Source organism: Acinetobacter sp. 24-47-62, assembly GCF_056779765.1.
The window spans coordinates 36,211-54,498 of record NZ_JBWYIN010000003.1; the positions used below are offsets into that span (position 1 = coordinate 36,211).

The 18,288-nt window shown below is 39.4% G+C and carries 16 protein-coding genes and 2 pseudogenes; 8 read left to right on the top strand and 10 right to left on the bottom strand.

From position 1 onward, the window contains the following. Nucleotides 1–4 precede the first annotated feature (4 nt). From mnmA to AC1M87_RS03045, 3 genes are all read right to left on the bottom strand, one after another. Nucleotides 5–1,138 (bottom strand): tRNA 2-thiouridine(34) synthase MnmA, encoded by a 1,134-nt coding sequence (gene mnmA, locus AC1M87_RS03035; RefSeq protein WP_481592908.1) that lies wholly within the window; start codon nucleotides 1,136–1,138, stop codon nucleotides 5–7. Between the two features lie 4 nt (nucleotides 1,139–1,142). Next, nucleotides 1,143–1,628 (bottom strand): NUDIX hydrolase, encoded by a 486-nt coding sequence (locus AC1M87_RS03040; protein WP_035265740.1) that lies wholly within the window; start codon nucleotides 1,626–1,628, stop codon nucleotides 1,143–1,145. 292 nt (nucleotides 1,629–1,920) lie between these two features. Continuing rightward, a complete protein-coding gene (locus tag AC1M87_RS03045; protein ID WP_104513593.1) occupies nucleotides 1,921–2,625 on the bottom strand; it encodes an SDR family oxidoreductase in 705 nt (234 codons plus the stop codon). Between the two features lie 614 nt (nucleotides 2,626–3,239). Here AC1M87_RS03045 and AC1M87_RS03050 point away from each other — a divergent pair. Together AC1M87_RS03050 and AC1M87_RS03055 are read left to right on the top strand one after the other, a co-directional pair. Beyond that, nucleotides 3,240–3,596 (top strand): annotated as a pseudogene (locus AC1M87_RS03050) (type II toxin-antitoxin system RelE/ParE family toxin). Then, on the top strand, nucleotides 3,589–3,891 hold the full coding sequence (locus AC1M87_RS03055; protein WP_001140620.1) for a helix-turn-helix domain-containing protein: 303 nt from the start codon (nucleotides 3,589–3,591) through the stop codon (nucleotides 3,889–3,891). Before AC1M87_RS03050 ends, AC1M87_RS03055 begins: the two are co-directional and overlap by 8 nt. A 41-nt stretch (nucleotides 3,892–3,932) precedes the next feature. On the opposite strand, the pseudogene AC1M87_RS03060 reads toward AC1M87_RS03055, so the two are convergent. Continuing rightward, nucleotides 3,933–4,094: pseudogene (locus AC1M87_RS03060) on the bottom strand (IS6 family transposase); the annotation flags it as partial. A gap of 93 nt (nucleotides 4,095–4,187) precedes the next feature. Further along, a complete protein-coding gene (gene cadR, locus AC1M87_RS03065) occupies nucleotides 4,188–4,580 on the bottom strand; it encodes a Cd(II)/Pb(II)-responsive transcriptional regulator (RefSeq protein ID WP_000550240.1) in 393 nt (130 codons plus the stop codon). Nucleotides 4,581–4,669: 89 nt separating this feature from the next. Here cadR and AC1M87_RS03070 point away from each other — a divergent pair, with 89 nt between their 5' ends. Then, complete coding sequence (locus tag AC1M87_RS03070; RefSeq protein WP_481592909.1) at nucleotides 4,670–5,950, top strand: cation efflux transmembrane domain-containing protein; 1,281 nt, start codon at nucleotides 4,670–4,672, stop codon at nucleotides 5,948–5,950. A 182-nt stretch (nucleotides 5,951–6,132) separates the two neighbouring features. On the opposite strand, the gene AC1M87_RS03075 is transcribed toward AC1M87_RS03070, so the two are convergent. The 3 genes from AC1M87_RS03075 to AC1M87_RS03085 form a co-directional block, all read right to left on the bottom strand. Beyond that, a complete protein-coding gene (locus tag AC1M87_RS03075; protein WP_481592910.1) occupies nucleotides 6,133–6,663 on the bottom strand; it encodes a gamma carbonic anhydrase family protein in 531 nt (176 codons plus the stop codon). Nucleotides 6,664–6,748: 85 nt separating this feature from the next. Further along, nucleotides 6,749–7,897, bottom strand: a complete 1,149-nt coding sequence (gene dacC, locus AC1M87_RS03080) for a D-alanyl-D-alanine carboxypeptidase PBP5/6 (protein ID WP_035270478.1) — start codon at nucleotides 7,895–7,897, stop codon at nucleotides 6,749–6,751. A 119-nt stretch (nucleotides 7,898–8,016) separates the two neighbouring features. Continuing rightward, nucleotides 8,017–8,415 (bottom strand): MCR_0457 family protein, encoded by a 399-nt coding sequence (locus AC1M87_RS03085; RefSeq protein WP_035270480.1) that lies wholly within the window; start codon nucleotides 8,413–8,415, stop codon nucleotides 8,017–8,019. A 291-nt stretch (nucleotides 8,416–8,706) separates the two neighbouring features. Here AC1M87_RS03085 and surE point away from each other — a divergent pair, with 291 nt between their 5' ends. The 3 genes from surE (at nucleotide 8,707) to AC1M87_RS03100 (ending at nucleotide 11,481) form a co-directional block, all read left to right on the top strand. Next, nucleotides 8,707–9,477, top strand: a complete 771-nt coding sequence (surE, locus tag AC1M87_RS03090) for a 5'/3'-nucleotidase SurE (RefSeq protein WP_481592911.1) — start codon at nucleotides 8,707–8,709, stop codon at nucleotides 9,475–9,477. A gap of 128 nt (nucleotides 9,478–9,605) precedes the next feature. Then, nucleotides 9,606–10,445: a peptidoglycan DD-metalloendopeptidase family protein gene (locus AC1M87_RS03095; protein ID WP_179998373.1), complete on the top strand. Its 840-nt coding sequence runs from the start codon at nucleotides 9,606–9,608 to the stop codon at nucleotides 10,443–10,445. Between the two features lie 103 nt (nucleotides 10,446–10,548). Next, nucleotides 10,549–11,481: a LysR family transcriptional regulator gene (locus tag AC1M87_RS03100; protein WP_179998372.1), complete on the top strand. Its 933-nt coding sequence runs from the start codon at nucleotides 10,549–10,551 to the stop codon at nucleotides 11,479–11,481. 53 nt (nucleotides 11,482–11,534) lie between these two features. On the opposite strand, the gene AC1M87_RS03105 is transcribed toward AC1M87_RS03100, so the two are convergent. After that, nucleotides 11,535–12,746 carry an aspartate aminotransferase family protein gene (locus tag AC1M87_RS03105; RefSeq protein WP_092766093.1) on the bottom strand — a complete coding sequence of 404 codons (1,212 nt, stop codon included), beginning with the start codon at nucleotides 12,744–12,746 and terminating at the stop codon, nucleotides 11,535–11,537. A 161-nt stretch (nucleotides 12,747–12,907) separates the two neighbouring features. Here AC1M87_RS03105 and grxD point away from each other — a divergent pair, with 161 nt between their 5' ends. After that, nucleotides 12,908–13,249: a Grx4 family monothiol glutaredoxin gene (gene grxD, locus AC1M87_RS03110; protein ID WP_092766094.1), complete on the top strand. Its 342-nt coding sequence runs from the start codon at nucleotides 12,908–12,910 to the stop codon at nucleotides 13,247–13,249. Nucleotides 13,250–13,306: 57 nt separating this feature from the next. Here grxD and AC1M87_RS03115 read toward each other — a convergent pair whose 3' ends face one another. Continuing rightward, nucleotides 13,307–15,925 carry a Lon protease family protein gene (locus AC1M87_RS03115; RefSeq protein WP_481592912.1) on the bottom strand — a complete coding sequence of 873 codons (2,619 nt, stop codon included), beginning with the start codon at nucleotides 15,923–15,925 and terminating at the stop codon, nucleotides 13,307–13,309. 183 nt (nucleotides 15,926–16,108) lie between these two features. On the opposite strand from AC1M87_RS03115, the gene AC1M87_RS03120 reads away from it, so the two are divergent. Continuing rightward, nucleotides 16,109–18,286, top strand: a complete 2,178-nt coding sequence (locus AC1M87_RS03120; RefSeq protein ID WP_481592913.1) for an AmpG family muropeptide MFS transporter — start codon at nucleotides 16,109–16,111, stop codon at nucleotides 18,284–18,286. Nucleotides 18,287–18,288 lie beyond the last annotated feature (2 nt).

Sequence of the window (18,288 nt, forward strand, 5' to 3'; positions counted from 1 at the left end):
TCCTTTAAATAAAATCAGGTTTAGGCGCATTAGTATGATGAATCACACCGCCACCTAAACAAACTTCATCCGCGTAAAACACAACGCTTTGTCCTGGCGTAACAGCACGTTGAGGTTCATCAAATTCTACACGTACACCTTGCGGTGCATTTGGGTCATTAAATAAGACACATGCTTGATCAGGTTGTCGATAGCGAGTTTTCGCTGTGCAACGGAAACCATTTTCTGGAATCTCTTGCTCACCTGCAACCCAATCAATCGCTTCAGACCATAACATGGTACTTTGCATGAGGGGATGCTCATGACCTTGGCCAACAACTAAACGATTGCCTTCGATATCTTTGTGTAATACGAACCAAGCACCTTCTTCAGCGCCTTTCATACCACCGATACCAAGACCACCACGCTGACCGAGCGTATAGTACATTAAGCCGTGATGATCACCAACCTCTTTACCATCTTCGAGGACAATTTTACCCGGTTGAGCAGGTAAATATTGCTTCAAGAAGTCATTAAATCGGCGTTCACCAATAAAACAGATACCTGTAGAGTCTTTTTTCTTCGCTGTTGCAAGATCTAAATCTTCAGCAATTTTACGAACTTGAGGCTTTTCAATTTCACCGACAGGGAACAAGGTCTTGTTAATTTCACGACCATGAACGGCATGTAGGAAATAAGTTTGGTCTTTGTTGTTATCCACGCCACGGAGTAAAGGCGCATATTGCTCACCTTTAGAGTTGGTCATGGTTTCACCGCGACGAGCATAGTGTCCTGTTGCGATGAAGTCAGCACCTAATTTCATGGCATGGTCGAGGAATGCACGGAACTTAATTTCTTTATTACATAAAATATCTGGGTTTGGGGTGCGCCCCGCAGCATATTCAGCCAAGAAGTGCTCAAATACACGATCCCAATATTCCATTGCGAAGTTGGCTGTATGTAATTTGATACCGATACGATCACATACGGCTTGCGCATCTGCAAGATCATCCATAGCCGTGCAGTATTCTGTGCCGTCATCTTCTTCCCAGTTTTTCATGAAAAGACCTTCAACTTGATATCCTTGTTGAAGTAATAAAGCCGCAGAGACAGATGAGTCTACACCACCTGACATACCGACGATGACACGTTGTTGCATAGGATTAGGCATCCAAATTTGAAATTAAGGGAGAATTTTGGTGCTCATAAACGAGCGATAAAGGAAATTTTTGTCCTGATTGGGCATCTTGAATGGCTTTGATGACCAATGGGCTACGCGCGCGAGCCGTTTCTAATAGCTCATCTAGGCTCATCCAAACAGCACCTACGATACCTGTATCTAATGTTGCATTGGCAAAATACTGTGTTGATTTTGCTAAAAAACAGAAGCGGTAATAGGTACGATCTGGAAACATAGGTGGGGTATAGGTGTATATACCCAATAAATCTGTGACTTCAACTTGGTGACCTGTTTCTTCCATGGTTTCACGAACCGCGGCTTGAATAAGGGTTTCACCAGCTTCAACATGACCTGCAGGTTGATTAAAAACGGTGTGCATGACACCTTCTGTTTGTTCTTCTACAAACAGATATTTACCATCTTTTTCAACCACTGTTGCAACAGTGACGTGAGCAGTCCAAGCGGTCATAAAAAAGCACCAGATGAAGGGAAGGCATATTGTATAAAATTTTGAGGTGTGTGGCTATGATGGGAGGGGATTTCTTTGAAGGCGTTCTATCTTAAGTTTAACTAAGAAGTTCTTTGGATCAATAATTTAATAAAGGGCGTGGAACATGAAGAATCAACAAAAAAGCCCAATTTAAGTAAATTGGGCTTTTGAATGTAATTTAAGATTATGATTTCTATGAAATAAAAAAGATAATTTCGCATAAGGTGTATTATGTTAATTTTAGATTAATTAAATATTCGATATTAAAGCCTTATAGACTTCCCCCACCATCAACATTAATTACTTGACCTGTAATGAAGCATGAATTATCTGATAGTAAGAATGACACAGCATTAGCAACATCTTCTGGTGTGCCTATTCTACCAAGAGGTATTTTAGCTAGTAATGCTTTTTCAGCATCACTTCCTTTTGGTCTAGTCTTTCTAAAAAGCTCTGTTTCAATTGGGCCAGGAGCAACACAATTCACTGTAATACCATAATCTGCTAGTTCTAAAGCCCATGTCCGTGTACACCCCACTAAAGCACTTTTCGCGGCAGCATAAGATGTTCTATCTTTAGAACCATACATAGCACGACTTCCAATGTTAACGATCCTTCCTGACTTTTGTTTTTTTAGATCTTCAATAAAATGTTGTGTAACTTGAATAGCTGTTCGTACATTTAAGTTCCAGACATCATGTAAAGATTCTAAATTAATTCCACCTAGTGGCTCAGGTAGACTGATTCCTGCATTATTAACTATTCCATTGATCTGATAAGAAGCTGATATATTTTTTAGAACTTCTTGAGTTTGCTCAATATTTGTTAAATCACATTGATATAATTTTCCAGGAAAGCCTGTATTTTCTATGTTTCTTGCAATACCAATAACTTCATTACCATCATTGATCATTTTCTGACAGATTGCCCTACCAATTCCCCGACTTGCCCCTGTTACTAAATATACTTTTTTCATGTGATATCAACTATCTAACTAAATCACAAGATACTGAACAATTCTTTATTGAATGTCCATGCTCCTTAATGCCTATCCACTCATTTAACATAATGGGCATTATACGAAATGCAATAAAAATAATTTTTTAAAACCAATAACTTAAAAAATTCACCCTCATCACAAAAACCGCAAAAAGCCGACTTGGAAACAAGTCGGCTTTTTTTTAGGCGGTTTTGATAGTTCTTGCCAATAATTTTGTTTAAAAAGTAGTCGATTTTACGATTTTTTAAATTTTATCAATGCGTGAATGTTCAAAATTATCCCCATTTCTTGTGGATAAATTTCAGGCACTTTGTACGCTTTAGCTTACTCAAATTCCAGTTCTTTGCGGCTATCAGGATAGCTAGAATATCCCTACGATAGATTCATACAGGAACAGGATGTTCCGGAGCAAAAAACAACAATGATAAGTTCTAACACTAGGATTGTGAGGTAGAGCAGCACCTACCAAAGATCGCACAATAAAAAACCCCGGCAGGATACCGGGGTTTTTTATTGCCTATCCTTTCTCATTTGCAAAACAAACATAATGCCCCTAAAATATAGACTATAATCTATATTCTGGTTGTGGTATGTGGACAGTCATTACGACAGATCTATTTAATCAGTGGCTTGAACAGCAAGATTAACCTACACAAGAGAAGGTCCTAGCTGCCCTGGTTGTTCTACAGCAGCAGGGACCGAGTTTAGGCCGTCCTTTAGTAGATACTGTGTATGAGGCTAAATTTACCAATATGAAAGAACTGCGTGTTCAACATCGCGGTAGACCCTTAAGAGCTTTCTTCGCATTTGATCCCTTACGACAGGCTATTGTTCTATGTATTGCTGATAAAGGCGGTAAAAAGCGTTTTTATAAAGACATGCTGGATATTGCAGATGAACAATACCAACTTCATCTCACTACCCTAGGAGATAAATCTAATGGCTAAGACTCTGCAAGAATTGTTAGCTAGCCGCTCTCCAGAGAGCCAAGCCCGTATTCAAAAAATGGCTGATGAATTACTGCTAGAAAATCAGCTTCATCTTATTCGTGAAGAACTCGAAATTTCTCAAAAAGAGCTTGCTGAAACTTTGGGAATAAAACAGCCATCGCTTTCAGCAATAGAAAATCGTGGCAATGATCTTAAGATTTCAACCATGAAAAAGTATGTTGAGGCAATGGGTGGGAAGCTCCGTATTGATGTAGAGCTTCCAACAGGAAAACATATAGGATTCAACGTTTAACAATAAAAATGGGAGCTATAGGCTCCCATTTTTAGATTCGTATAACGTTGAACCCAACGGTAAATATTCGTGTGATCAACATTCACACCCCGTTCGGCCAGCATTTCCTGCAGTTCACGATAGCTAATGCCATATTTACAATACCAGCGCGCAGCCCAAAGAATGATTTCGCCCTGAAAATGCCGACCATGGAAAGGATTCATATGCTGCACCTTTAGCTAAAACAGTCTTCAGCTTACCATTCGTGGTTATTTGCAACAGTGCCGATTTTTTGAAAAAAGCATAGGTCTAGATAATCAAGCTAGATTTTTTAAAACTCCACATTGGTCAATTGTACATAAACCATCACAAGTACCTCTTAAATCAGATAGTTGTTCAATAAGCTTTTGTTGCTTGATTATATTTTCTCTGATAGCACTGACATGTAAGTCAATTAATTCATTCACATCTGAACAATTTTTCTCAGGTTTGTCTTTATAGGTAAGTAATTGACGAATTTCATTCAAACTCATATTTAAAGTTCGGCAATTCAAAATAAATTTAATTCGCTCAACATAGCCTACATCGTAAAGGCGGTAATTTCCTTCCGTTCTTTCCGGTTCCGGAATTAAACCTTCCTTTTCATAAAACCTAATTGTTAATACTGAACATGAGGTTTTTTTAGAGAGTTCACCAATTTTTAAATGCATTGAGTTAGTATTTCCAAAGATTCTTGACTCTATAGTAACTATAGGGATTCTAATATTCAAAGTTTATAATTTTTTTAGTGGGTATAATTATGAGTGGTTGTGGATGTAGTAAAGAAACACCATGCGAAGATAAGAAATCTCAACAAGAAAATCATCCATCAATTGCAGAAGCAAACAATTCAAAGAATTGTGATAATACGCTTAGCTGTTGTGGTGAAGAGGAAGAAAAAAAATCTTCATCTCCTTGCTGTAACACTTCAAACAGTTGTGAAGATACCGCTCAATCCTGTTATGGTTCTGATCCCAAAGAAAATTTAAGCACTGAAGATGTTTTAAAAGATTCGCACTACATGAGTGAATACTTAGTTCCCAAAATGGATTGTTCTGCGGAAGAACAGATGGTTCGTATGGCGCTATCTTCAATTGATGGTGTTCAAAAACTCATCTTTGATTTACCTAACCGTTCTTTAAAGGTTCTACATAATCAAAAAGATGAAAATATAACCACCAAACTTGAAGCTTTGGGTTTTGGTGCAAAGCTTGTGAAGACTGAAACTTATATAAGCAATCAACAGGCTAAGCAAACAAGTACCTACACCATTCCTAAAATGGATTGCTCTGCTGAAGAGCAAATGGTCCGTATGGCTCTTGCAGATATTGAAGCAGTTAAAGGTCTTACTTTTGATCTTCCCAATCGAAAACTGAAAGTCTTCCATAATGAAGGGATTCAGCAAATTACGGCTAAACTCGAAGGACTGGGTTTTGGGGCGAAACTTGATGAAACACAGCTTTCTTCAGGCGATATACCTAATGAACCTGATCCTGTGAGACAAGCTAAAGTACTTAAACTGTTATTAGGTATTAATGCTCTACTTTTCTTTATAGAATTCATCAGCGGTATTATTGCTGCGTCTACAGGATTGATTGCTGATTCTCTAGATATGTTTGCCGATGCAGCCGTTTATGGTATTGCGCTATATGCCGTCGGAAAAGCTGCGAAATATCAAATAAAAGCAGCCCATTTCGCAGGTTGGATTCAGTTATTACTTGCTGTTACCGTGATTGTTGATGTCATTAGACGATTCATGTTTGGAAGCGAGCCAGAATCAACGCTCATGATTGTTATTGGCCTGCTCGCACTTATAGCTAACGTGACATGCTTATATCTTATTTCTGGTCATCGAGAAGATGGCGCACATATGAAAGCCAGTTGGATTTTCTCGGCGAATGACGTTGTCGTAAATATGGGCGTTATATTTGCCGGTGTACTCGTGGCGTGGACGGGATCAGCTTATCCAGACTTAATCATTGGCATACTGGTTTCTTTATTCGTACTTAATGGTGCCCGAAAAATTTTGGCTTTGAAGTAAGAGTATCGAAAATGAATCTATTTGGCACTATTGCAAATAACCACGAATGGTAAGCTGAAGACTGTTTTAGCTAAAGGTGCAGCATATGAATCCTTATGTCTTAAAAGCATGTAATTTTTAGTATTAAAAATAGCCCTCTGTTGAGGGCTATTTAACATAAAATCTCTTATGCGAATTCAAAATTATTTATAATTCCCCGAAACCTTTACATAATTCTGCGCTGAATACGGCAGAAACGCTTTTTCTTTATCAGTCAGTGGACGCACTTTTTTGACAGGACTGCCCATATATAAATAGCCACTTTCCAAAACTTTATTTGGCGGAACAAGCGAACCTGCACCAATCATCACATCATCTTCAATAACGACGTCATCTAAAATGATCGTACCAATCCCGACTAAAACACGATTACCAATAGTACAACCATGTAATTTCACATGATGACCCACAGTAACGTCCTCACCAATAATGAGCGGTGAACCTTCAGGTTTATCCGCTTTCTTATGACTGACATGCAACATGGAATGATCTTGGATATTGGAATTTTTACCAATCCGAATAAAATTAACATCACCACGGATCACAGCATAAGGCCAGACCGAAACATTCTCAGCCAAGACAACATCACCAATCACTAACGCAGTTGGATCAATATAATTTGTTGTATCAAATTTTGGGTAAGTCTCTAAGTATTTGCGGATATTTTCAGTCATAAAAAATTGCCTGTTTTTACTCATTATAAACAAAAAAGCACCCAAAAGAATTTGAGTGCCTTTATATCTTTAGTCAAGCTGTGACTTAAAACAAATTACTAAAGAACTGTTTGATATGATCAATCATACGCGAGAAGAAACCAGCTTCTTCAACAGCTTGCAAAGCAACAAGCGGCTTCTCCGCAATAACTTTGCCGTCAAGTGTCGCTGTTAATTTACCTACAACTTGCCCTTGTTGAAGAGGGGCATTTAAGTTCGGTTGAACCGCGATTTGAGTCTGAATGGCATTTGCTTGACCTTTTGGCATAGTCACGTTGAAGTTCTCAGCAAGCCCTACACTCACTTGATTAGATTGACCAAACCAAACTTTAGAAGTGGTCAACTCTTTGTGAGCGGGTTGAACACTGACAGTTTCAAAGTTTGCATAACCCCAAGATAACAAATCACGTGTTTGTGTTGCACGTGCTTGCATTGATGGAGCACCAAAAATCACTGAAATTAAACGCATTGGGCCACGTTTAGCTGAAGTCGTTAAACAATAACCAGCTTCAGAAGTATGACCTGTTTTAAGACCATCTACACTCGGATCTGTATATAGCAACGCGTTACGGTTACCTTGCTTGATCCCATTAAAAGTAAACTCTTTTTCAGAGTAAATAGGATAATACTTTGAACTGTCATGAATGATGTGCTTCGCAAGGGTAGCCATATCTTTCGCTGTAGAATAATGACCTTCAGCAGGCATACCTGTTGAGTTCATAAAGTTCGTGTTGGTCATGCCAATACGCTTTGCTTCTTGGTTCATGCTGTGTACAAATGTACCTTCATTCCCAGAAATATGCTCAGCCATCGCCTTAGATGCGTCATTACCAGATTGAATGATAATCCCGCGTAGCATTTCCAATACGGTTGCTGTGCCATTGAGAGGTACATACATACAAGATTCTGTACTACTACCACGACACCAAGCAGACTCGTTCATACGAACTTTTTCATCTTCCGTGAGTTCACCATTCAACAACTTTTGTTCAATAATGAAACTGGTCATCATTTTGGTCATTGAAGCAGGCGCAAGTTTTTCATTTTCATTTTTACTTGCGAGAATTTGACCTGTTTCATAATCCATCAAAACGTAAGACTTGTTATTGAGCTCTGGTGGTGAAGATAAAACAGTTGCTGCATAAGTAAATGAAGGTAATAGTAATAATGCAGCAATGGCGCTTTTTCGGGTCATTCTATGTAGTTCCAATCTTGTATGAACGCAAAAATCAGCTTTGCATTCTAGGACAAAGCAAAGCCGACTTCTAGCAGTGGAGTCGGCTTATTTCAATCGAATTGTAACTATTTCGTGCTCTATTTAACTGAAGACTGATATTTTTTTATATCCTCGCACACTTGTTGATTTGCTTTATCTCCAGCGTTTTTCGCATCTTGTCTGGCTTGAGCTAATGCTTGCTGATAATCCTGTTGTTTAATTAGATTGTTCAACGTGGTTTGAGGTGAATTTTCATTAGGTAAATAGTCTTTTAATAGCTTTTGATAGCCTGCTTTAAACGCTGCATCTTCTTCCACTAAACTTGGGCATGATTCTGAAAAGACATAGATTGCAGCGAGTTCATCTTTAGTCACTTTTTGTTGAGTAACTTCGATATTTTCTTTTAAGTCTTGGGCATTGGCGAAAGTGAAACTTGAAAACAACATTGAACTGCTAATAAATGCGGTTGAAATCAATTGTAAAAAACGTTTTTGCATAAATGACTCAAAAATTAGTAAGTTAGTTATAAGAATAGAATAATCTTTTTTCGTGTTTAAAAAATACAGAAAGTGTATTAATGCTGTTGGAACTCAGAAACTAATGACGAAAAGTTCAGGTTTGAACAGGGGGGATGACTACTTGTGTAGTTCTCAAGATTAAAGGATAAGCAGATTATCAAGATTAAAGGCGTTTAAAACCTCAACATCCATGCGTGTGCTCATTGTTGTGTGGGGGGATTTTGATTAGGCTATCGAACAGATGGGATTACATGAATTGAGTGAATTGTTTTGAATATTTTGATTGCCAACGATGACGGTGTGTTCGCACCAGGAATACAAGCATTAGCACAAGAATTAAAACCTTTGGGTCGAGTAGTCGTGGTTGCTCCAGAAAGTGAGCGGAGTGGTTTTTCAAGTGCATTAACGCTTGATCGTCCATTGCGACCCGTGCAAATTTCAGAAGATGTATGGGCAATTAATGGCACACCAGCGGACTGTGTTTATCTGTCCATGAATGGTCTATTTGATTTTGAATTTGATCTAGTTGTAAGCGGGATCAACAGTGGTGCGAATTTAGGCGATGATGTGTTGTATTCAGGTACAGTTGGGGCCGCGTTTGAAGGCCGACTCATGAAACAACCTGCAATCGCAGTTTCATTGGCTGGTCCAAATGTTCGTTCGTATCAAGATGCTCAAGATTATGCACAAGCTGCAAATTGGGTATATGAGTTTATTAAAAATGGTTTGCCTGAGTTACCACCGCGTCATATTTTCAATATTAATATTCCAGATACGGCTGAAATAAAAGGGACATTGGTGACTTATCAAGGAAGAAGAAAACAAACGAAACCGATTACCACACAAGTGGACCCGAGAGGTCGTCAAGTTGTTTGGATTGGTTTGGCTGGAGAGGCCGTAACAGATCCCGAAAAAAGCCAACTGGGTTATCAGTCAGACTTTTATGCCATTGCAAATGGATATGTCAGTGTGACACCGATCCAAATGGATGCTACCAATTATCAGGTGTTGGCTTCACTTGAATCTCAACTAGGGCTTTAATTGAACGACCACAGGTAGGATGTGTTATAACTTTGTGAAAAATATATTTGAAACGGTGAATTTAGCATTAATTTTGCTACTCTTAAGCCGAATTCAGTCTTTTTAATCTTTTGTCAGAGAGGGAAATCATGCTTTTGGCCAGACCCAAAACAGTTTTGAAGTTGTCTAAACCATCTATTCACTCAGCATTGATCGCGGTTGCTGTCGCTTCTTTTCTTGGTTTGTCGGGCTGTGCATCGAAACCCCAAATCCACAATTCTGCTCGTTATGCGGTTGCTCCTGACTTCTATACAGTTCGTTCTGGCGACACTTTAAGTAAAATTGCGGCACGTTATGGATTGAGCTATTTGAGCATTGCGGAGATGAATGATATTGCACCGCCTTATCGCATCTATGTAAATCAATCTTTAAGATTAAAACCCTCTGGCAATCGACAAGTGACACGTTCGACCACGCGTCCTTTGACAGCGACTGAAACTCAGATTCAACGTCAAACCATTCAGTTACCAACAAAACCAGCTGTGGTTACGCCACCACCACAAACTACACCAGTACCAGCGGTAACTGCTGCAGTACCGACGACTTCGACTAAAGCAACTTCATTACGCTGGGTAAAACCATCGAATGGTCCAGTCATTGAAAACTTTAATGTGGCAAGTAATGTCAAGGGATTACGTTTTGGTGGCAATGTTGGTGATCCAATTTTTGCAGCAGCTGATGGTCAAGTGGTTTACGCAGCTGATGGTTTAAAAGAATATGGTAATTTGGTGCTCATTAAACATATTGATGGTTATATCACTGCCTATGCGCACAATAACCGTATGTTAGTGAAGAGTGGGCAAAACGTAAGTGCAGGGCAACAAATTGCAGAAATGGGCTCGAGTGGTGCAACCCGTACGATGCTTGAGTTTCAAGTTCGTTTAGATGGTAAGCCAATCAATCCAGCAAATATTTTGCCAATCAACTGAAGATATTTAGTGCAATTTAACAATTTCTTCGTATAATACAATGAGTTGCTTTTGTTAATTTTTGTTAATTAGAGAAGCATCTCATAATTTCAGAGGGAAATTTATGTTAGATCAACTTCGCTCGATGGGCGTATTTGCATGTGTTGTTGAAAAAAGCTCTTTCAGTGGTGCTGCTCGAGATTTAGGCATTACGACGAGTGCAGTTAGTCAGCAAATTCGTTCACTAGAACAAGAAATGGAAGTAACACTTCTGCACCGTTCCACAAGAAAACTAAGTTTAACGGAAGCAGGGCAGGCCTTTTTTCATAGCTGTCAAGAAATGCTCGCTGCAGCAGAGCGCGGTAAAATTCGAATTAATGAGTTACGAGACGATTTAGTTGGTGATTTACGTATTGCAACAACGCCAGAACTCGGTGCAACCCATGTAGTTCCTGCGCTGTCGCATTGGATTTCGGCACATCGTGGTTTAACCGTTCACTTTGAAGTTGAAAATCAGTTTGTCGATTTGATTCAAGAAAGAATCGATATTGCAGTGAGAATGTGTTCTCGAGTAGATGAGTCTAATCACTTATCTTGTCTGCCGCTTGCACGTGTGGATCAAGTCTTGGTGGCTTCACCAAGTTATTTGAATCAAAATGCAGTTATTTCAAGACCTGAAGATTTAGCACAGCATGATTTGATTCCAGTAAATATTGTAAAAAATCAGCAAATGATGACATTTGAACACAGTACATCGCGTGAATTGGTGAATGTGTCCATGGAAAATCGTTTACAGACAAACAATGTTTATGTCGCTAAATCACTGTGCCAAAATGGTCACGGCATTGCGCGATTATTATATTTAGATGTGCAAAAAGAATTAATGAATGGCACATTGGTTGAAGTTTTACCTGAATGGAAGTTACCTGCATACACTTTGAATGCAATGACATTAAAACGTGAACAACAACCAATGAAAATTCATCGCTGCCTAGATGCTTTAAAACAATATTTCAGCCAGTTGCCTGGTGGTCGAGTATTTCAAGAAGCATCTTAAGTGTTCTTCTTAATAAAAAAGCCGCAATATGCGGCTTTTTTATTGATCTTGGCTTAAGCCAAGAAGTTTTTAATCGCTGGAACTAAGCGTTTTAATAAATCATCAGCTTGTTCTTGATTCATATTCAACGCTGGCAACAAACGAACGACATTACCTGCGGTGACATTAATAATTAGATTGTGCTCTATGCGTGCAATATCCACCAACTCTGCGCATGGTTTTGGTAATTCAATACCAATCATCATACCAAAGCCGCGAACAATAACGTTTTGATCTGCAAGTTGTGTACGGAATTGATCAACTAAGTATTGGCCAATTGTTGCTGCGTTTTCAACAATATTTTCTTTTTGCATCAAATCGATAATCGTGTAGACAATGCGTGAACCTAATGCAGTACCACTATAAGTTGATCCGTGGTTACCTGCAGTAAGAATACCTACACCTTTACCTTGAGTCATCACTGCACCAATTGGGAAACCATTACCCAAGCCTTTAGCTGTCGTCATGACATCAGGAATAATATTGGTATGTTGATACGCAAAATATTTTCCTGTACGACCGTTACCTGTTTGAACTTCATCTAGCATCATCAACCAATTATGTTGATTACAGATTTGACGAATTTCTTCAAGATAACTAAAACCTTGAGGTGCTGTATTTACACCACCTTCACCTTGGATCGGTTCAACGAGAATCGCGACGATATCTGGATGGTTGATTGCTGCTTCTTCAATTGCTTCAATGTCGCCAAAAGGTACACGGATAAAACCTTCAACGAGCGGGCCAAATCCTTCTTGTACTTTTTTATTGCCTGTCGCAGAAAGTGTTGCCATTGTACGACCATGGAAAGAATGATCAGCGACAATGATTTTCGGTAAAGCAATACCTTGCATATGACCGTATTTACGCGCAATTTTAATTGCACCTTCATTTGATTCAGCACCACTATTCGAGAAGAAAATTTCTTCCATACCAGACACTTCAGCTAACTTTTGCGCAGCTGCAGTCTGCCAAGGTACTTCATAAATATTACTGGTGTGAATAAGCGTCGCCGCTTGTTCTGCAATTGCTTCTGCCAAAACTGGATGTGCATGACCTAGACCACATACTGCAATGCCAGTCAGCGCATCTAAATATTCTGTACCTTCAGCTGTATAAAGATACGAACCTCGGCCACGCACAAAGCTGATCGGTTGACGGCTGAATACAGGCATCAAATGAGATGGTTGATCAGTTTGAACTGGAGCGAGGGTGATATTGTTCATGTCTAACTCGTATTTGTTAGGTGGAAAATAAAAGTTTATCTAAGCAAAATCTGCTTAAGATTAAAAGCCTAATTGCAAATTAAACTGGAAAAATTTAGCAATCCATACTCTTTACGGCGGTTTTAGGTATAATGCAGGCAGAATAGTTGAGGATTTAATCAATGACTGAACAAGTGCGTGATACAGAAGCGTTAATTCGTGATCAAATTGCAAAACATGCAGTTCTTCTTTATATGAAAGGCACACCACAGTTCCCACAATGTGGTTTCTCTGCACGTGCAGTTGAAGCATTGAGCCAAATTGGTCGCCCATTTGCTTATGTAAATATTCTTGAAAACCAAGACATTCGTGCGACTTTGCCACAAATTGCAAACTGGCCAACATTCCCACAATTATGGATCAATGGTGAGTTGATCGGTGGTAGTGATATTATGCTAGAAATGTTCCAAACAGGCGAATTAAAAACGCTCGTGGAGCAATATAGCCCAGCGCCTGAAGCTTAATTTGAGCGCAATAAAAAAAGCACCGGTGGGTGCTTTTTTTATTTTGAAAACTTCAAATTAGTTTGAAGTCTCATCAGCGAGTTGAGAAGGTTGTTCTTCAGCATTGATCGCTTTATCTTTTTTAGCTTTGTCTTTTTTCTTCTTTTTTTTCTTTTTCTTTGGCTCTTCTTCAATTTCAGCGCCATCTTCAATGGCTTGCCAATATTCTAGCTGCTCCATGACAGCAGCGTAAATTGATCCTTTGGTATAGCGACCTTTTTTATTTAATTCTCCGACAGGACGCGCCATGAGAATCTCAAGTGCTTGATCAATTGTGTTGATGGCATGAATATGGAATTGACCGGCCTCGACAGCATCAATCACATCTTGACGTAACATTAGATGCTGCATGTTTTGACGTGGAATAATGACACCTTGTTTGCCTGTTAAACCTTGAAGTTTACATGCATCAAAGAAACCTTCGATTTTGGCATTGACGCCACCAATCGGTTGTACTTGACCCAGTTGATTCATTGAACCCGTAATCGCCCATGACTGATCAATCGGCAGTTGGCTGATCGCAGAAATTAAAGCGGAGAGTTCTGCAACGGTTGCACTATCACCATCGACTTGACCATAACTTTGTTCAAAAGCCAAAGCGGCAGAGAAGTGCAAGGTTTGTTCACGTCCGAAATGTGCCTTTAAGAAAGACGACATTAATAGTACACCTTTAGCATGAAGTGAACCACCTAACTCCACGCTACGTTCGATATCTAAAATATCGCCGCCACCCTGATACACTGAAGCAGTCAAGCGTGATGGTAGGCCAAATTCGACATCGGCGTAGTGAATCACGGACAAAGCATTTATCTGACCGAGTCGATGACCACGCGTTTCGATAAGCTGTGTACCACGAGATAAATCTTGCCAGTACAACTCTCGTAAATAACCTAGACGATATTGGCGGTGTTTGAGCGCAGTGCCGATATGTTCTGCTGTCACCATAGTTGCATTAGATTTGGATGCATGGTGATGAGATTCATGAATCAGATCACCTAAAGTTAAGGCATGTAGTGACAACGAACTCTGATCCTCTGCTTGACGACTTGAGTCGGTCAGTAAAGCAGCCAAGGCAGAACGATCAAATGGAAGTAGTTTAGAGGATTGAACATAGTCTGCAATCAAATGCATATAAGCTTGTTCATTTTCGTCATTACGTTGTAATGTGTCGGTAAAATCAGCTCTGATTTTAAAGATACTTCCTAACTCAGGCTCCACCTCCAGAATCTCATAATAGATTTCTGGTTCAGCCATTAAAATGACTTTCAATTGTAATGGAATCGATGCTGGCTCAATTGAAATGCTGCCCGTCAGCGTTAGCATGTGCTCTAGAGATGAGAGTTTAATTTGACCAGACTTAATCGCTCGTTTGAGTCCTTGCCATGCATAAGGTTGTTCTAAAAGCTGCTCAGCCTCAAGCATTAAAAAACCACCATTGGCACGATGCAGTGCACCAGGTCGTATTAAAGTGAAATCAGTGCTGATAGTGCCATTTTGCGTTAATTGTTCAACATGGCCAAGTAAGTTGTAATGTGTGGGGAAATCTTCAAAGATGACTGGTGCCCCAGAATTTGGCTTGTTGCTAATGACTAAATTTGCTTGATAACGCGCAGGGACACGGTTAAATAATGCAGGTGAAAAATCACTTTCTTCCTGTTCTAGTACGGTTTCCACATTGTCGATAATATCTTGAGCATATAATTTTAAGTATTGTTCAAGATGTTTGATATCTGGAAATTTATTTAAAATATGTTCCATGCGAGGAATAATGACTTGTTTGGCAATGTCACGATTCAACTCAGACACCATATCACGTGCTTCATCTTCAAGATCACCAATTTGTAAACCTAAACGCTCAAGCTTTTTATCCATATAACGGATATTGGACGCAATTTCAGAACGTTCTTTGCTACTCAGTGCATTGATGTCATCTTGAGACATTTCTTGAATTTTATTGTCTTTAAGATGAACAGGAATAAAGCAGTGTTCTTCATTACGACTGATCAACTTTAAATCAAGCTCTTCACCTTCTTTGGTGAGCTCAATCAAAGCTTGTTGTTGTTCATGACCTGTCGTTAAACGAATTTTTTCAATCCGATTGTGATACGTTTCAGCACTAAAACGACGTTCGAGCTGTTTGAAAATGGTTTGCCATGTTTGATGTAGCGTACTTTGAAACTTTGCGCCTTGTCCTGCAGGAAAGTTAAGCGCAATTGGGTTGCGTGCATTTTTGAAGTTGTATACATAAACCCAATCATCCGGTGTAGGCATATCTTTGGCATGTTGTTGGAGTAAGCGCTTGATCATGGTGCGTTTACCCAACCCTGCCGTACCCACAGCAAAGATGTTATAGCCTGAGTATGGAAGGGCAATGCCTGCTTCTACAGATGCTTTAGCACGATCTTGTCCTAAAAAATTATTAAGAGGCTTGATACGTTTTGTAGACGCAGGAATATTGTCATAATTTGGAATATGCGTCAGTTGTTCTGGTTTGAGTGCTGTTGCATTCAAGGTGTTTTGCGTGGCTTCAAGTTCAAATACGGATAGGAGCTTGTTTTGCGAGTTTTGTTCTAAGTTTGTGGATGTCGTGGTTAAAGCTACTGCGGTGGAACTAATTTGATCGTGTCTCTGGGTCACAGGTGAAATCCAAAACTATAATTTACATTTGATAGTTTAAGGTATACAGGTTTAGCCAAAAATATCAAGTTGAGATAGATCAAATTGATGAAATACTCGGTGAAGTTTGCGTAAATTATATTGAAACCAAGCGCATTACAGAGTTGAATAGCGAGAGTACTTTTCACTGAAAATAACAACGCAATGACATCACAATCTTCGTCACCAGAATCAGCTGGATGGACTTCGGCATTTAAAGCCTTTCTTGATCGACGCGCGATCATTATGCTTTTTTTGGGTTTCTCATCAGGTATCCCAATTTTTCTGATTTTTTCAACTCTATCTTTCTGGTTGAGTGAAGCCGGTATTCAGCGTAGTACCATTACCATGTTTTCATGGGCAGCCTTAGCTTATGCCTTCAAGTTCATTTGGGCACCTTTGATTGACCGATTACCATTGCCTTATTTAACAAGGAAATTGGGTAAACGACGAGGGTGGTTATTGGTTTCTCAGATTTTGGTCGCAATTGCTATTTGTTCAATGGCATTTACTGATCCGAGTATTCATGGAGGGAGTGTAGGGCCATTTTCAAGTTTAACGTTCATGGCGATATCCGCAATCTTTCTCGGATTCTCATCAGCGACACAAGATATTATTGTGGATGCTTATCGTATTGAGTTGACACAAGATACAAGTGTTCAGACGGTTATGGCTTCGACTTATAACGCAGGTTATCGAATTGCGACCATCGTAACTCAGCTCGGTGCATTACTCTTCGCTGCATCACTTGGTACAGCCATGGGTAACTATATTTATGAGGCGTGGCAGTCCACCTATTTGCTCATGGCTGGATTGATGATGATCGGGATTGTGACGACTTTAGTGATTCATGAACCGGTAGTAAATCAAGAACCTCATCAATATCAAGCAAAGGATTATTTTCAGTTATTTATCGTCTTTGTGATTTCAACGGTAGTCTTCGTTTGTGGGTTTCTCCAATTTGGTGCTTGGATTTCACAGTTAAATATTGATGGTAATTTTTTGTCATTTATCGGGCAAGTTTTACGTTTCTTCGCGAGTGTGGCGTTGGCTGTGTTGGTCGTTTTTGGATTAACCCGAGCAAAACTCATTGATGAAAAAATAGTCGTCGAGACATGGCTATCACCGATTTTAGATTTCTTCAAACGTTATGGTTTGAAAGTTGCGTTAGCTATTTTATTACTCATTGGTTTTTATCGAATTTCAGATATTGTCGCTGGGGTGGTCGCCAATCTTTTTTATCTTGATTTGAATTTTGATAAAGAAGAAATCGCTTGGTTTAACAAGTTTTTCGCCATTTTTTTTGTAATTTTAGGTGGCTTCCTTGGAGGCTTATTAGCTCAGCGTTATAACATTATGAAAATGATGTTGGTGGGCGCTATTGTTGCCAGCACGACCAATCTCATCTTTGTGGGGCTCGTAAAATCTGGACCAACGATGAATCAAGTCTTGGTACAAATGGGAAGTCAACAGCATCAAGTGACTCCTGATGAAGTAGGGAACTGGTCTTTAAAGCTCCCTGCATCTAATTTTGCTGAACATCATAGTATTCAAGTGTTATCCACCCCTGATGGTTATGATAAAGCCCTGAGTGTTGAAATCCCGCTTCAACGCTATTGTAGTCAAGATGATTCTCAGATTTTCATCCAAGCCATTGGAGGGGACGATATTCTCTACCAAGATGAGTTAAGCAAGGATGTCATTATTCGCGGTCAACTCTCGAACTTAAAAGCTGACAGCACACTACAAACACTGAATATTCGTATTTCAAATCAGCAAGTGATACCTGCGAAGTTGGATCAAAATAATTGGAGCGTGGTCGTCCCCGGAGACAGTCTAAAAGACCACACTAAATTTACGGTGCAAGCGGTCGTGCAGCATGCAGGTCAGGCGCATGAATTAACCCAAGATCATATTTATAAAACAGTTTCAGCGATCCAACCGAAGTCACGTATGACTTTATCTGATCTTCCAGCTGTTCAAGTTGATAGTGATCAAATAGTCGAACTCAAAGGTAAAGTGGTTGTCCCTTATAGCAAGGTGTGGCTGGTGATGGGCATTGTATTTGACAATCTCGCATCAGGACTTGCTGGTGCAGTATTTATTGCATTCCTATCGAGTTTGACTAGCGTTTCATTTACAGCAATGCAATATGCAATTTTTAGTTCATTGATGTTATTACTTCCAAAGATGATTGGTGGCTATTCAGGTACAATAGTGACAAACTTCGGTTATTCATCATTCTTCTTTATGACTTTTTTAATGGGTTTACCTATTTTGTTACTTGTTATTTGGGTGGCGAAATTGTTAAATCAGTTGAAAAGTACATCTTTCAATCAATAGGT

Excerpts from the sequence above, each read along its gene's own strand:
- AC1M87_RS03095 (WP_179998373.1), top strand. The coding sequence starts at position 9,606 with ATGCTTTTGGCCAGACCCAAAACAGTTTTGAAGTTGTCTAAACCATCT.
- AC1M87_RS03105 (WP_092766093.1), bottom strand. The coding sequence starts at position 12,746 with ATGAACAATATCACCCTCGCTCCAGTTCAAACTGATCAACCATCTCAT.
- dacC (WP_035270478.1), bottom strand. The coding sequence starts at position 7,897 with ATGACCCGAAAAAGCGCCATTGCTGCATTATTACTATTACCTTCATTT.
- AC1M87_RS03085 (WP_035270480.1), bottom strand. The coding sequence starts at position 8,415 with ATGCAAAAACGTTTTTTACAATTGATTTCAACCGCATTTATTAGCAGT.
- grxD (WP_092766094.1), top strand. The coding sequence starts at position 12,908 with ATGACTGAACAAGTGCGTGATACAGAAGCGTTAATTCGTGATCAAATT.
- AC1M87_RS03070 (WP_481592909.1), top strand. The coding sequence starts at position 4,670 with ATGAGTGGTTGTGGATGTAGTAAAGAAACACCATGCGAAGATAAGAAA.
- AC1M87_RS03055 (WP_001140620.1), top strand. The coding sequence starts at position 3,589 with ATGGCTAAGACTCTGCAAGAATTGTTAGCTAGCCGCTCTCCAGAGAGC.
- AC1M87_RS03100 (WP_179998372.1), top strand. The coding sequence starts at position 10,549 with ATGTTAGATCAACTTCGCTCGATGGGCGTATTTGCATGTGTTGTTGAA.
- AC1M87_RS03075 (WP_481592910.1), bottom strand. The coding sequence starts at position 6,663 with ATGACTGAAAATATCCGCAAATACTTAGAGACTTACCCAAAATTTGAT.
- AC1M87_RS03120 (WP_481592913.1), top strand. The coding sequence starts at position 16,109 with ATGACATCACAATCTTCGTCACCAGAATCAGCTGGATGGACTTCGGCA.
- mnmA (WP_481592908.1), bottom strand. The coding sequence starts at position 1,138 with ATGCAACAACGTGTCATCGTCGGTATGTCAGGTGGTGTAGACTCATCT.
- AC1M87_RS03040 (WP_035265740.1), bottom strand. The coding sequence starts at position 1,628 with ATGACCGCTTGGACTGCTCACGTCACTGTTGCAACAGTGGTTGAAAAA.
- AC1M87_RS03045 (WP_104513593.1), bottom strand. The coding sequence starts at position 2,625 with ATGAAAAAAGTATATTTAGTAACAGGGGCAAGTCGGGGAATTGGTAGG.
- cadR (WP_000550240.1), bottom strand. The coding sequence starts at position 4,580 with ATGCATTTAAAAATTGGTGAACTCTCTAAAAAAACCTCATGTTCAGTA.